Raw genomic sequence first — 13,943 nt, forward strand, 5'->3', positions numbered from 1 at the left:
ACCATACAAAAAGACTAACTTATTTTTAAGTTAGTCTTTTCCCCTTAATTAGAGTTAAGTTCTACTTTCTCTAACCCTTCAGCCAATTGTTTCTTATCTAGTCCTTCTCCTATTACTACTAAGTTTGTCGGGAAACCGAAGTCTTGTTCTAATAAAGTTGGTACTCCGAACGAATATTGGAATAGGTGAGGGTATTTATCTCCATGGAATTTCACAAAACCTTTCACTCGATAAATACTATCTGGTAAATTCGAAAGCCATTCATATAATTTGTCTTGATCAATCGGTTTCGTAAATTGATATGTCATTGTTTGTATATGTAAATGCTGTTTGACATGTAGTGTCTCGTGTTCCTCATCATTTGGAAATTCTGCTTCTTCTATATCTTTTAAAGATATATTACAATACTTTGTCTTATACATTTTCGCATGATCATTTATTGCCTTTACTTCTTCAAATACTGTATTCTTATCTTCATCTGTTAGTAAATCTGCTTTATTAACAAGAATGTGACTACCAAATTTCAGTTGCTCATGCAATAGCTGTTGTACATTTGCACTTAATATACTTCGATTTAACCACCTTACTGCATCTAAAACGACTACAATTGATTTCACTTCCAGAAAAGGAGCTAAAATTGGCGAGACACACGCGTCTAACACTTCAATTGGATGCGCAACACCTGTCGTTTCTATATAAATTACATCTGGTCTTTCTTGTTGGTATAACGAATGTAATTGTATTTCAAGCTCTTCTTTTAACGTACAACAAATACATCCTTTAAGAAGTTCTCTTAAAACATTCTCTTTTCCAATAATATCTGTATCTACTGAGTATTCACCAATTTCATTCATTAATACTGCAACTTTTCTATTCTTCTTTTTCTCTGCTAACAATAAATTTTGTAATAATGTTGATTTTCCACTACCTAAAAAACCACCTAATATATGAATCTCCACTTTATTCATTCAACCGACCATCCATTTCTTTACTTCAAATGTATTCAAAGCGTAATAATTACGATTTATATTTATCATTTTATTAAAAGAATGACCATTTGTAAATATAAGAGATTCACTGTTCATTTACTTCATATGCAACTCTAACTCCAGACTCAATTGCCCCTTGCATCCATCCATGTGTTAATGTCGTATGCTCTCCTGCAAAATGTACTTTTCCAGATGGTGGTGTAATATACGGAAATAACTCGAGCTCTTGGCCTGGTTCGAAAGCTGTAAATGCACCGCAAGAATACGGATTTTTACTCCAGCTAAAAGATGTTCCAGTGACAAACTCACTATAGACGATGTCACCGTATATTTCCGCTAAATTTTTTAATGCGTACCGAATACGATCTCTTTGCGGGAGACTATCCCATGTTAACGCCTCATCTGCCCACGTATAACTTGCTATAACGATAGCTGGTCCTGGAGTATGAATGCCATAACTCGGATAGTATGTAAACCGTATCGGTAAATCAGTAATAGATTTACCGCCACACTGTCCCGCTTTCTCCCAAAATCTACTTTTAAACTCTATTGCAATTTTAGTTGCAGCAATATAATTTAATTCACGAATTGCTCTTTTTTTAAAATAAGAGAATAAATAGTATGGCTGAACTTCTACAAATCTTAACGCTGAAAATGGAATTGTAATAATAGCAAAATCACTTGTTATTGTAAATTGCTCTAACGTTTGTTCATGATTTCCTTGTAACATTACTTTATTATCTTCTTGTATAATTTTATCAACCTTATACGGCATTAAAATATGTTCCCTTAATTGTGGTAAGAATGCATTCGATAACTTATCCATTCCACCAGTTATTTCATAATATTTCGTTGTTGAAGTAAAGAAAATCATTTCACGTAATACTTCAATTAAGGACATTCCCATATAAGCTTCCATATCAAGAAGTACCCCAATCATATCTATCGCACCATCTGAATAATACTCCATTAAAAATGAACCAAGCGAATACGTTTTATACTTTTTTTCAACGATAAGCCAGTTTTTATCAGGATCCTTCTTAATGTAATTTAGTATTGGTTCTAATACTTCAATCATTAGCTCTTCTGCCGTTTTTCCTCTTTCTTTATCCAAAACCGGATATTCAAGTACACTTGGATCATTTTCAAACACATTCAATCTCGTTTGAATGTTATTCGTATAAATGATATCTGCAAAAGTTTTATTTATAAAAAGGTTTAAAGGTAGTTTAAATTTATGAATATACGCTAAGGTTAACTTATGGGTGTCAGGGATTCTCATCGGTCCCGCATTAAAATATAAACCCACACTAAATGGTTCCCGAATCGTATACACTCTGCCACCTATTCTGTTATTTGCTTCTATAATCGTTACTTCGTGCCCAGCCTCTTTTAATAAAGAACCTGCAACTAATCCAGAAATCCCTGCACCTGCAATCGTAATCCGTTTTGGGTTATTCTTTTTAACAAGCCCTGCATGAATAATATGAAGCATTTCTTCCATTGCTAATGGATTCCCCATGCCATTTCCCCTTTTACAAAGGATTTTACTGAATTATATTCGGTTCACTGAATTCCTATGTTTTGTTCGCGGATTTGCACGGATACATTTTCAAATACTTGAATATCTTTTATAAAATGTAATAAACTAGATATGACTCTATAGAAGTAAGACGTATTATCTTACATAATAAAATCAATGAAATTGCGAGGAATTTTGAAATGAAAAAAGGTATTAACCGTGTTGTATTAGTAGGAACAGGAGCAGTTGGATGTAGTTATGCTTACTGCATGATTAACCAGGCTGTAGCTGAAGAATTTGTTTTAGTCGATGTAAATGAGGCAAAAGCTGAAGGGGAAGCAATGGACTTAAGTCATGCTGTTCCATTCGCACCAGCTCCAACTAGAGTATGGAAAGGCAGCTACGAAGATTGTAAAGATGCTGACCTTGTAGTTATTACAGCTGGATTACCACAAAAACCAGGCGAAACACGTTTAGATTTAGTTGAGAAAAACGCTAAAATCTTCAAACAAATCGTTCGCAGTATTATGGATAGCGGATTTGATGGCATCTTCTTAATCGCAACAAACCCTGTAGATATTTTAACTTACGTAACTTGGAAAGAATCTGGTTTACCGAAAGAACGTGTAATCGGTTCTGGTACAACGCTTGATTCTGCTCGTTTCCGCTATATGTTAGGTGAGTACTTCGATATTGGTCCACACAACATTCACGCTTATATTATCGGAGAACACGGCGATACTGAACTTCCAGTTTGGAGCCATGTTTCCGTTGGTATCCAAAAACTACAAACACTGCTTGAAAAAGACAACACGTATAATCAAGAAGATTTAGACAAAATTTTCATAAACGTCCGTGATGCAGCTTACCATATTATTGAGCGTAAAGGCGCAACTTATTATGGTATCGGTATGTCACTTCTACGTGTTACAAAAGCAATTTTAAACGACGAAAATAGTGTATTAACTGTATCAGCTTACTTAGAAGGTCAATACGGTCAAAAAGATGTTTATATCGGGGTACCTGCTGTTTTAAATCGCGGCGGTGTTCGTGAAATTTTAGAGGTTGAATTAAGTGAAGATGAAGAATTAAAATTCGACCACTCTGTTCAAGTATTGAAAGAAACAATGGCTCCGGTTCTTTAATTAAGATAAAAAGCAATCCAATTTATTTTGGATTGCTTTTTATTTTCATTATCTCCTATGACTTTTTAGTGATTTTCTATCATTTCTTATTTTTTAGTCGCATCCTCATTATTTATATCAAGTACATCTAATAAAAAGATAAAGATTGGTATCCCGATAATAAGCCCCCATATTCCAAGGAAATGCTCTGAGAAGATAAGAATCATAAATGTGTAGAATATTGGTAAATTTGTTTTTGCAGACATAAACTTCGGATTTAAAAAATAACTTTCAAGAGCATGGATTACTGTTATGAATACGAGTATGTATACTACGTACATAACTCCGCCTACGTTGTAAGCAATGATACAAAGTGGAAACAAAGAAATAATCACACCTGCAACAGGAATCAACCCTAGTAAGAAAATCATAACAGCTAATACAAGTAGCTGTGGAAATCCTAAAACGATTAATGCAATGACAGTAAGAATACAATTTACAACGGCAATTAAAAACTGAGCCTCAATTACTTTGCCAAACGATCTTGCAAATCTTTCACCAAAATATGCAATTTCTTCATAAAAGATTTTTAACTTACTATCTTTAAACTTTGATGTAAATGTAATAATACGCTCTTTTTCTAATAAGAAAAATAAGCTTAAAATTAGAGATAATAATATTTGTAAACTTACCTTCCCTATATTTGCTATTGATTGATATATGACGTCTACACCTTGTTCTATATATTTTGATACTTCCATCCCATTAATTGTCGAAAGTGCATATTTAACGATTTCATTATCAGGTGGATTTTGAAAAAACAGTTTAAATTGATAAATTAATTGTGAAATTTGTATCGTCAGCACAGGTAAATATTTATATAATGTTGTGCCTATAAAGGAAACTAGTATTATATATAAACATGCAATAACAATTTTCCGGTTTACTTTCAATTTTCTTGAAATAAAACGTTGAAATCGATCCATTAAAAACGTCAGTATAAACGTAATTAATATTAAATTAATCATACTTTTTAATGCGTATAATACAAGCGCTACTATTATTAAAACGAGAAACCGTTGAAACCCTCTACTTCGAAAAAAACTCTTTACTTCATTCATTAAGAATTAACCTCCCCCTTCAATGGATGGAAATTGAATATATTACATTTTATGAACTCCTATAGACAATCTTTCTTACTAATTGAGAAGAATCCTTTTTTTCTTTTCATATTGTTAGATTCGTTTAACTGGAATCCACCAACATAATTTCGGTGGCAGTTATTTTTCATATAATCTTTTATAAACTAGGTGATTTTCTATTTTTGGACTGCTGTTCATACGCATATCCAATATTGAAAAGCTCTTTTTCACCAAACTGTTTCCCTACAAACACTACACCGATTGGTTCTCCATTTTTATCATATCCAGCAGGAACCGCTAATTCCGGATAACCAGCTACAGCTGATAGAAGGACTTCATCGTTATTAATCATAACTAGAGCATCCAAACCTTTTTCTACTAAATACCTATCTAGCTCTTTTCTTGCATTTTCTTGACTCGTTTGCACTACGTTTTCAAACTCTTCTTTCGTTATAGCAGATTTTTCAGACCCTTCAATTAATGTTTGTCCGTATTTTATTCGTCTTTTACTATCCTTTTTATTAAACGCTATAATCTCTTCTAACGATTTTACCGGTACATTCTTTTGCTGTGAAAGATAGTCGTTTACATTATGCTTGAACTCATATTCTAATGTTTGCAAATTATCTACACCCTCAGCACTTAACTGGATATTATCAGTTAATATCGCACCTGCATCTTGAAGGTCTTTTCTAATTTTTTCTACTACTACTTTTCTATTTTCATCTTGTTGGTCTACAGAAAAAAGAAGCCCTATCTTTTTCCCTTTTAATCCATCTATTGATAAATCCTTTGTATAATCAATTCTTTCTTTATCTTTCATTTTTTCTGTCATAACATCTTTTTCGTCATAACCTATCATTGCATTAAATAACGTTGCTACATCTTTTACTGTTCTTGCCATAGGTCCTGCTGTATCAAGAGTTTCAGCTAATGGAATAATTCCTGTTCTACTTACCATACCTAAAGATGGACGTAACCCAACTACTGATTGCTGCGCCGCTGGTGCAACAATCGATCCCGTCGTTTCTGTTCCAATTGCAAGCGGCGCAAAATCTGCTGCAACTACTGTAGCAGATCCTGAACTTGATCCTGAAGTATCGAATGTAATCGGACCGTACGGGTTTAAATTTTGTCCTTTCTTCCCGCTATACCCGCTTGGCATTGTAAAAGATAAATAGTTCGCCCACTCAGACATATTCGCTTTTCCTAAAACAAATGCTCCTTCTTCTTTCAACTGCTTCACAATTGTTGCGTCTTGATCTGCAATCCAATCTTTTAATACATAAGTTCCTGCACTAGTCGGCATCACTTTTTCCGTCTGTACATTATCTTTTACAACGACAGGAATACCATATAAATTCGAATTTTTGTTTCTACCCCGCTCTTGATCTAACTTTCTTGCTTCTTCCATCGCATTAGGATTTATCTCTGTAACAGAATTTAATGTTATTCCATTTTGATCATGTTCTTGTATTCTAAAGAGATAAATACTCGTTAATTCTTCATATGACAACTTTCCATCATCAATCATTTTTTGAAGCTCATCTACAGTCGCATTTACGACTTCTCTTTCTTTTATCTTTACATTTCCTATATTGATTCCTTTAAGCTGATTATGTATCGGTTGTAGCACTCTTTCTTTATCATATACAATACGCTCAGGTTCCTTTGGAAAATAATTTTTATACACGTAATATCCGCCGGCACACGCTAATAAGACAATGCCTCCAGTGATAGACAGCGTTACCTTTACCCATTTCTTCATGTTGCTTCCTCCACTCTATAAGATGCTTAGCTATACAAAAAAGAGAGTTACCTTTTACTTAACTCTCTCCAATCAAAATGCTAAATGAAAAAATGAAAGATTTCAATCTAATTACTTCTTTTTTTGCATTTGCTTTGCTAACATTTCTTTCACTTGATTATACGTTAACCCTGAATTTTTATTTAAACGCTTTACTTCCTCAACATCAGTACCTACCACTGTATATTTTTTCTCATCATTCATTTTTCTAATTCCCTTCTCACCGTATTATTTCTTATATTTCTTCCCTAAATGCGCATAAATTAACACCACTACAAAAAAGGAAGCTGTTTTTAAGCACAGCTTCCTTCTCGTTACATATTGTATTTCTTAATAAAACTTCACTACATCTTCAGTAGGCAAGAACGTTCTTTCTGCTGGTTGTTCGTTTGATTCACCAAATGGCATTTGACCTACTAAGCTCCACTCTGCCGGAATGTTCCAAGTTTCTTTCACTTCAGCATCTACGATTGGGTTGTAATGTTGTAATGACGCCCCAATTCCTTCAGCAGATAATAGCATCCACACAGTATGTTGTAACATCGCATTTCCTTGATGAGACCAGAATGGGAACTGATCTTTGTATAATGGGGCATTTTCTTGCATTTTTTCTACAGTTGCTTGATCTTCAAAGAATAGAACTGTTCCTACACCTGCATGGAAGCCTTTTAGTCTTTCTACAGTCGCTTCAAAGTTTTCTGCTGGTACGCGTGCTCTTAGTGTTTCTTTAACGATATCCCAAAACTTTTCATGCTCTCCATCCATTAATACAACCATACGACCACTTTGCATATTGAAAGATGTTGGTGCGTGTAAAGCTGTTTTTAACACTTCTTCAATTCTTTCTTTCGTAATTGCATCGTTTTTTGTTACTTTACGAATTGAACGGCGGTTCACGATTGCTTCTTTTAAGTTTGTTGTAGTTGCTGACATTTTAATTCCTCCAAATGTTTGTTTTATAATTTATTTTGTTATTTCATAACAAGCGAATTAGCAATATCCATCGGTATTACATTGCATACCTTCAAATGAATTTGTTTTATCCTTTTCAATTTCTTTATCAATGACCCTTTCTAGTGTTTCTTTACTAGCAAGCCCTTGAATGACTTCATCTCCAATCATGACAGTTGGAACAGCCATAATATTCGCTTCATCATATGCGTGTTGAATTGCTTCTTGATGCTTTTCTTTATATTTACGAGTTACTAAAGCATCTTTAAATTCCGCCTCAGGAAGTCCTACTTCTACCGCTAATTTTGTTAACACATCAATATCTTCAATGTTTTGCTCTTCTTGGAAAAATGCTGTGAATACGCGGTGATGATACTCATTACCTAGTCCACGTTCTTTCGCAAATTGACATCCTTCAAAAGCTAAATGTGTATATGGATGTGGTGAAACACGTGGCAAGCGCATATCAATTCCAAACTTCTTCGCTGTCGGAAGAATGAAAGCATCCCATGAACCTAATTTTTCTGGTTCATTCCATGGATCTATTTTTGAATATGGACTTGGACGTAATTCAAATGGCATCCATTCAATCTCTACATCTTTCTCTTTCGCTACCTCATCTAATGGACCTTTTGCTAAAAAACAAAACGGACATATAAAATCTGAGTATACTTTCATTTTTACAGTCATAACTTTTACACCTTACCTTATCGTTGTAATCAAATCAGTTACATTAATGATAAAAAAATATAAATATTATTTAAGCATTCATTTTTTCTTGCAAAGTTTCAAACAACTGCCCCATCGTAATATTTCTCAAAACTTCTTCCATCGCGGATTGTGCTTGAATTAAAATAATTTCTAACACCGCTTGAATATTCGCCCCAATTGGACAATCTGGATTCGGTTGCTCGTGAATATGAAATAGCTTGTCTTCTTCGACTACGTTCACTGCATGATACACATCTAACAATGTGATTTCATGTAAATCCTTTAGTAATCCCGCGCCACCCGGTCCACGATTTACGTAAACAAAGCCAGCTTGTTTCAAGTACGACATGATTTTACGAATGACTACTGGATTTGTATTGACACTCTCAGCCATATAGTCTGAAGTACAAAGTGAAGATGGATTGTTTTTCAAAATAGATAAAATATGAACAGCTATGGAAAAGCGGCTACTAATTTTCATCGTAATCACCACCTCGATGTAATCATTATAGTTACAACTAAAAAATAAGTCAATCCTTTTCATAGATTTTTTATAAGCAAATTAAAAAGTGCCCCATTATGATATATGAGACACCCCTTTTTATTCTGCAAATAGCGCTTGAAATTCTTCAATAAATAGCTGTACAGCGATTGAAGAATCCTTTAATGAAGGAACAGCTAAAGCAATTTCTCTCCATACTTGCGGCTCCAATTCTCTCGTTTGCACATTCTGTGGTAAATTCGTTAAAGATAATTCAGCTAATATTGCAATGCCTAATCCTTCTTGAATCATATTTAAAGCTGTAGTAACGGTAGAAATTACATACTCAGCCCGAAGTGGTACGTTGGCTTGTTTAAACATATCAATGATGGGTGGTTCGTATCCGCCCTTACATAATATGATCGGTTCATTCTCCAAATCACGAATTGTAATAGAGTCCTTCTTACAAAGAGGATGATCCTCTCTTAAGATAGCAACCATTTTTCCCTTCGTTAACGGGACAATCTCCATCTCTTTATTAGGCAAAATAACAATTCCTATATCAACAACCCTCGATATTAACCAATCTTCAACTTCTTTAATTGTTCCTTCACAAAGAACGACCTCTAAGCTCGGATACTTCTCCTTAAAATGGTTTATCATTTTCGGTAAGAAATGTGCAGAAGCACTCGGAAAACTCCCAATTCGAATCGTCCCCACTTCGTGTCCTTTCTCCATCGCAACTTCTTGTTCAATCTTCTCTACACCGTTCAAAATCTCTCTAATATGTACAAGAATTCTGTTTCCTACATCCGTAACGAGTAATCCTTGTCGTTTATCACGTATAAGAATCGTAACTCCTAACTCTGACTCAATACTTGAAATTGCATGACTTACAGCTGGCTGCGTCATATTTAACACCCTGGCAGCCTTCGTAAAACTACCTAACTCAATAGTTTTTATTAATACTTGCAGTTGTGTAATAGTCATAACTAATCACTTATACTCCTTATAAAAAAGATTCATTTTATTTATTACATTCGATATCATATCATAGTGAAATGAATAACAACAAGGAGGTCTTACCGTGACACAGCTTTCTCGAACTAAGACGGCCATAATCCTTACCTTTCTCGTTTTCATGTGGGGAATCAATTGGCCTTTATCTAAGTTTGCCCTGCATTATACACCACCCGTTTTATTTGCAGGCGTTCGAACTTTAATTGGAGGATTCATTTTACTCCTTTTCGCTCTACCCAAATATAAAGAATTACATTTAAAAGAAACGTGGCATTTATACGTTATTTCTTCTTTACTTAACATCATTATATTTTACGGGTTACAAACTGTTGGTCTTCAATATATGCCTGCTGGGTTATTTTCCGCCATTGTATTTCTACAACCAGTTTTACTCGGTATTTTCTCGTGGATATGGCTTGAAGAATCAATGTACGGCTTGAAAATTTTCGGGCTTGTTCTCGGATTTATTGGTGTAGGTGTTATTAGCTCAAGCAGTTTAACAGGACATATTTCTGTTATTGGAATCCTTCTCGCGTTAGGATGCGCTATTGGCTGGGCACTTGGCACAGTATTCATTAAGAAGACTGGTCACCGTGTGAATGCCATTTGGATGGTAACAATTCAGCTTCTTATCGGTGGTCTTTGTTTAATCGGATTTGGCTCAGAATTTGAAAGTTGGTCTAGTATTGCTTGGAGTATGCCATTTGTTAGTGTACTACTCTTTATTTCATTCTTTGTTATTGCAATGGGGTGGCTTGCATACTTCACACTCGTTGGAGCTGGTGAAGCGAGTAAAGTAGGGGCTTATACATTCCTTATTCCCCTTATCGCTATTATTGTAAGTTCAATCTTCTTACATGAAGCCATTACAATGAGCTTATTTATTGGCCTATTATTTATTGTTGTGAGCATTTGTTTTGTAAATATAAAGCCGAAAACACTTGCTGTAAGGCAGCAGGTTGAAGTGAAATAAATATGAGAAAGAGCCTACTATTTGTAGGCTCTTTTTTATATCTTATTTTTTACGACGCACTACAAAAACACACGCACCTACCGAAGATACAATTGCCAAAATAGATAAAACAATTGCTATCAACTGCATATTACTAGTACCTTCATTCTTTTCTACATTAGATACTTCACCATGTTCTCCTGTTAATGACGTACCTTTTGCAATTGTAGTAAGTGAATGCGGTTTTTCAGCTTTCTCATCGCCTGTCCATTCAACAATTTCTCCGTCTTTATATTGTTGATATGCATCCCAAGCTATTTTTTGTTCTTTATCCGGATTTTTAGCGACGAAAGTAAATCGCTGGAACTGACCGGGTAAAATCCCTTCTCCTATTGCTTCCCATACTACAGTTTTCACTTTTCCGGCATTATCTTTCTGCTCTTCCATTTTCCACCCTGGCACTGGTTCATACTGTTGGAATTCCACACCAGACGGTATTTTCAGTGTAACTTTTGTTGTTGCTATATTCTTTTCAACTGGTACTTTTATCGTGTAAATCTCCCAAGAACCGATGTCAGAAGTTGCTGGCTTCACAGTAACGTGCGCACTAACAGGTAACGAAAACATTCCCATTGTAATTGCTGTTGCGATCATTGTTGTTCCTAATTTTTTTATACGTTCCATTTTCAATTAGCTCCTTTTTATCTATACCTACTCTTTATCCCGCTATTCGCCGGGTAGCCCAATTGATGAGGGCTGCTTAAAGTTTCACTTTATCTGCCACCTACAATAAATTTATAATCCGTATCGAAGCTATCAAGCGATTTCGTTAATCCATGTACTTGTATATTCCAGTTTCCTGTCATGTTAATATACATACCTTCTGCTTCATATTCTCCCGGTGAAACTGCCGAAACTTTAAATGATCCTTTTCCCATATTCATATCTAACGATTGAGTCGTTAATATAATTTGTTCCATATCAGTAACGGGTTGTCCGTTCTCATCCTTTAAAGTAATATGGAATATATTTTGTCCTACTCTATTAGGACTTACATTTAGCGTCATTTCATATCCATTATCTAATTGTTTACTCTCTGTAAAAGGTCCAGTAGGAGGCATCGGTGGTGTTTGTACGTTTGTCATAAAAGCTACGATGACGAAAATGATAATTCCAATGATAAACTCTACTTTCACCGTAGCACCTAATCCTTGCTCCGCTCTCATTTTCCCTTTCACATAATGAATAATTCCCAATATCCCCATGAAAACGAATAAAAGTATCTTTGCTAGTAAAGCTAATCCATACTTCGTATCAAATAACGAGTGGATTGTTGGAATAAAAAATGTACTGTTAAAAAGACCTGTTATTAAAATCACAATGACAGCGCATGTTGCCCACGGTGAAAAACGCTTAATCATATCCCAATACATATTCCATTTGTTATCCTCTTTACGTAACAGAAGAATAATAGACGATAAACCACCAATCCATAATGAAGCTGCGAATAAATGTAAAAAATCCATAACAACAGCAATATCTTTAAACTTTAAACCATATGCGTGACTATTAAATGCTTTCATAACAAGTATTCCAATAAACAGCACTATTGGAATACTCCATACTTTAAAAGACGATAGCTTCTCACGCCTCATCGCAAAATACGTAACGATTATAAGCGAACTAATGAGAACCATTTGAGTAATCCAAACATAACTAAAAACAGAAAGCTGTAACGTTTCTTTTAATAGTAAAGGATTGAATGCTTCTAGCCATGAAACATCAGCATTTATTTTCGCTTGCAGTGGTAGATTGAATAACAAGCTAGTAAATATCCCTAATAAGGAAATCCATATTATGTTCTTACTCCTTAATCGAACCGAGGTTGCATTCCCTTTATACATAATAAGATTAAAGAATAGCACTCCTATAAATAGTGAGAAACTTGTATATAAAATTCCACGTTCCATGATCATATCAATTTGCGGAACATATCCCATCTCTTCTACTTGTATATCATCTGCTCCAGCTTCCGCTAATCCAATACGGAATGGAATAACTCCTTGAATGGGATGTCCATCAGCTGAAATAGCTTTCCACTGAATAGAGTAGAGACCATTTTTAAGATTCTCTTTCAATCCAGCTTCTAATAGCTTTTTATTTTTTTTATCAATATGAGCATCTTTTAAATCGACCCTTTTACCTGATGTATCTCTCACGTACAATGTATTAAAACTTGAGATTTGTATGTCCTCATCGAACTCGATTTTCACAACAGACGGTGCTTTCTTCAATGTTTCATTTTCAGTAGGGTTTGATTTCACAACGTATGCATGAGCAGATGCACTTTTCGGTATCAATATGATAAGCACACATGCAATTAATAACAATGTCCCTAACCTTTTCATTACTTTCACACTCATTTCACTTCTTTCTTCCTCATTGCTCTATTTTCATTACTTTAACTTCCAAAGTTTGATTCTTGGGCAAAATATTAACCTGATTAAATATAAATTTCTATAAAGTATAACTCTTTATTTCTCTTCCACCTCTAAACTTCCAATATAATAGTAACTATTATGATAGATACAACTTACATTTTTAAAGCCGATTGTTATTATATCATAAAATATATTTATATAAGTTATCAAAGAAGAAAAGTTATCGTGAATCATTTGTGAAGAAAATGTGAAATACATAAATAAAAAGGTATTACGTTATTACGTAACACCTTTAAAAAAATATCCCTCTTCTATTTCTCTTCCGGATAATCACAATACTCGATAATCGTTCCTTCTGTATCCGCTGGGTTAAGATAAATTAACCTTCTACCGTGCTTATTAATGCGCAGTGTATGCTCTAACGTTCGAATTCCTTGTTCTTTCAATTCCTCTAAAGCTACATCTAAATCATCTACTCGATACGCAACGTGATGAACACCTTTACCTTTTTGTTTAATAAAACGGGCAATTGGAGATGTCGTATTATTCGTCGGTGCAAGTAATTCAATTCTATCTCCATCCACTTCAAGAATGGCTACTTCACTTTCTACACCTGTTGCCTCACTTACGTAACGATCTATTAATTCTCCTGATAGAACCTGTTCATAAAAACGTATCGTACTATCTATATCTCGAACTGCGATGCCGATATGATCAATTGTTTTTTTCATTTTATTTCCCCTACTACTTTATTTTTTCTATCCTTATCAATAGTAACAAAAAAAGTTATAGAAACAAGTTCT

General features: G+C 34.4%; 14 protein-coding genes. 2 read left to right on the top strand and 12 right to left on the bottom strand.

The annotated features are described in order from the left end of the window. Positions 1-44: 44 nt before the first annotated feature. Both ACTFO4_RS08015 and ACTFO4_RS08020 read right to left on the bottom strand, forming a co-directional pair. Positions 45-968: a CobW family GTP-binding protein gene (locus ACTFO4_RS08015; protein WP_440013525.1), complete on the bottom strand. Its 924-nt coding sequence runs from the start codon at positions 966-968 to the stop codon at positions 45-47. Between the two features lie 106 nt (positions 969-1,074). Beyond that, on the bottom strand, positions 1,075-2,511 hold the full coding sequence (locus ACTFO4_RS08020) for a flavin monoamine oxidase family protein (RefSeq protein ID WP_000528002.1): 1,437 nt from the start codon (positions 2,509-2,511) through the stop codon (positions 1,075-1,077). Positions 2,512-2,711: 200 nt separating this feature from the next. Between ACTFO4_RS08020 and ACTFO4_RS08025 the strand changes: the two genes are divergently transcribed. Further along, a complete protein-coding gene (locus tag ACTFO4_RS08025; protein ID WP_000715321.1) occupies positions 2,712-3,656 on the top strand; it encodes an L-lactate dehydrogenase in 945 nt (314 codons plus the stop codon). Positions 3,657-3,742: 86 nt separating this feature from the next. Here the strand turns inward: ACTFO4_RS08025 and ACTFO4_RS08030 are convergent, their stop codons facing one another. The 7 genes from ACTFO4_RS08030 to ACTFO4_RS08060 form a co-directional block, all read right to left on the bottom strand. Next, positions 3,743-4,756 (bottom strand): AI-2E family transporter, encoded by a 1,014-nt coding sequence (locus tag ACTFO4_RS08030; RefSeq protein ID WP_001006597.1) that lies wholly within the window; start codon positions 4,754-4,756, stop codon positions 3,743-3,745. 178 nt (positions 4,757-4,934) lie between these two features. Further along, positions 4,935-6,545, bottom strand: coding sequence for an amidase family protein (locus ACTFO4_RS08035; protein ID WP_440013524.1), 1,611 nt, complete (start codon positions 6,543-6,545; stop codon positions 4,935-4,937). A 111-nt stretch (positions 6,546-6,656) separates the two neighbouring features. Next, the gene (locus ACTFO4_RS08040; protein WP_000997344.1) at positions 6,657-6,788 is read right to left on the bottom strand and encodes a hypothetical protein; all 132 of its coding nucleotides are present in this window, start codon (positions 6,786-6,788) and stop codon (positions 6,657-6,659) included. Between the two features lie 126 nt (positions 6,789-6,914). Continuing rightward, positions 6,915-7,517, bottom strand: coding sequence for a nitroreductase family protein (locus ACTFO4_RS08045; RefSeq protein ID WP_001277023.1), 603 nt, complete (start codon positions 7,515-7,517; stop codon positions 6,915-6,917). A 57-nt stretch (positions 7,518-7,574) separates the two neighbouring features. Next, on the bottom strand, positions 7,575-8,225 hold the full coding sequence (locus ACTFO4_RS08050; RefSeq protein ID WP_000216660.1) for a DsbA family oxidoreductase: 651 nt from the start codon (positions 8,223-8,225) through the stop codon (positions 7,575-7,577). Positions 8,226-8,295: 70 nt separating this feature from the next. After that, positions 8,296-8,727, bottom strand: coding sequence for an Rrf2 family transcriptional regulator (locus ACTFO4_RS08055; RefSeq protein ID WP_000704073.1), 432 nt, complete (start codon positions 8,725-8,727; stop codon positions 8,296-8,298). Between the two features lie 120 nt (positions 8,728-8,847). Beyond that, on the bottom strand, positions 8,848-9,717 hold the full coding sequence (locus tag ACTFO4_RS08060) for a LysR family transcriptional regulator (RefSeq protein ID WP_000156743.1): 870 nt from the start codon (positions 9,715-9,717) through the stop codon (positions 8,848-8,850). A 97-nt stretch (positions 9,718-9,814) separates the two neighbouring features. On the opposite strand from ACTFO4_RS08060, the gene ACTFO4_RS08065 reads away from it, so the two are divergent. Next, positions 9,815-10,720 carry a DMT family transporter gene (locus ACTFO4_RS08065; protein WP_000192812.1) on the top strand — a complete coding sequence of 302 codons (906 nt, stop codon included), beginning with the start codon at positions 9,815-9,817 and terminating at the stop codon, positions 10,718-10,720. Positions 10,721-10,762: 42 nt separating this feature from the next. Here ACTFO4_RS08065 and ACTFO4_RS08070 read toward each other — a convergent pair whose 3' ends face one another. The 3 genes from ACTFO4_RS08070 to ACTFO4_RS08080 form a co-directional block, all read right to left on the bottom strand. Beyond that, on the bottom strand, positions 10,763-11,383 hold the full coding sequence (locus ACTFO4_RS08070) for a YcnI family copper-binding membrane protein (RefSeq protein WP_440013521.1): 621 nt from the start codon (positions 11,381-11,383) through the stop codon (positions 10,763-10,765). A gap of 89 nt (positions 11,384-11,472) precedes the next feature. Continuing rightward, on the bottom strand, positions 11,473-13,122 hold the full coding sequence (locus ACTFO4_RS08075) for a copper resistance CopC/CopD family protein (protein ID WP_000114303.1): 1,650 nt from the start codon (positions 13,120-13,122) through the stop codon (positions 11,473-11,475). Between the two features lie 329 nt (positions 13,123-13,451). After that, positions 13,452-13,871, bottom strand: a complete 420-nt coding sequence (locus tag ACTFO4_RS08080; RefSeq protein WP_000750856.1) for a VOC family protein — start codon at positions 13,869-13,871, stop codon at positions 13,452-13,454. Between the last annotated feature and the right edge of the window lie 72 nt (positions 13,872-13,943).

This window comes from Bacillus cereus group sp. MYBKT14-1 (genome assembly GCF_051915185.1).
GTDB lineage: Bacteria > Bacillota > Bacilli > Bacillales > Bacillaceae_G > Bacillus_A > Bacillus_A cereus.

What these genes read in the sequence shown, in the direction of transcription:
- ACTFO4_RS08015 (WP_440013525.1), bottom strand. Translation starts at nt 968, where the DNA reads ATGAATAAAGTGGAGATTCATATATTAGGTGGTTTTTTAGGTAGTGGA.
- ACTFO4_RS08020 (WP_000528002.1), bottom strand. Translation starts at nt 2,511, where the DNA reads ATGGGGAATCCATTAGCAATGGAAGAAATGCTTCATATTATTCATGCA.
- ACTFO4_RS08025 (WP_000715321.1), top strand. Translation starts at nt 2,712, where the DNA reads ATGAAAAAAGGTATTAACCGTGTTGTATTAGTAGGAACAGGAGCAGTT.
- ACTFO4_RS08030 (WP_001006597.1), bottom strand. Translation starts at nt 4,756, where the DNA reads ATGAATGAAGTAAAGAGTTTTTTTCGAAGTAGAGGGTTTCAACGGTTT.
- ACTFO4_RS08035 (WP_440013524.1), bottom strand. Translation starts at nt 6,545, where the DNA reads ATGAAGAAATGGGTAAAGGTAACGCTGTCTATCACTGGAGGCATTGTC.
- ACTFO4_RS08040 (WP_000997344.1), bottom strand. Translation starts at nt 6,788, where the DNA reads ATGAATGATGAGAAAAAATATACAGTGGTAGGTACTGATGTTGAGGAA.
- ACTFO4_RS08045 (WP_001277023.1), bottom strand. Translation starts at nt 7,517, where the DNA reads ATGTCAGCAACTACAACAAACTTAAAAGAAGCAATCGTGAACCGCCGT.
- ACTFO4_RS08050 (WP_000216660.1), bottom strand. Translation starts at nt 8,225, where the DNA reads ATGACTGTAAAAATGAAAGTATACTCAGATTTTATATGTCCGTTTTGT.
- ACTFO4_RS08055 (WP_000704073.1), bottom strand. Translation starts at nt 8,727, where the DNA reads ATGAAAATTAGTAGCCGCTTTTCCATAGCTGTTCATATTTTATCTATT.
- ACTFO4_RS08060 (WP_000156743.1), bottom strand. Translation starts at nt 9,717, where the DNA reads ATGACTATTACACAACTGCAAGTATTAATAAAAACTATTGAGTTAGGT.
- ACTFO4_RS08070 (WP_440013521.1), bottom strand. Translation starts at nt 11,383, where the DNA reads ATGGAACGTATAAAAAAATTAGGAACAACAATGATCGCAACAGCAATT.
- ACTFO4_RS08075 (WP_000114303.1), bottom strand. Translation starts at nt 13,122, where the DNA reads ATGAGTGTGAAAGTAATGAAAAGGTTAGGGACATTGTTATTAATTGCA.
- ACTFO4_RS08080 (WP_000750856.1), bottom strand. Translation starts at nt 13,871, where the DNA reads ATGAAAAAAACAATTGATCATATCGGCATCGCAGTTCGAGATATAGAT.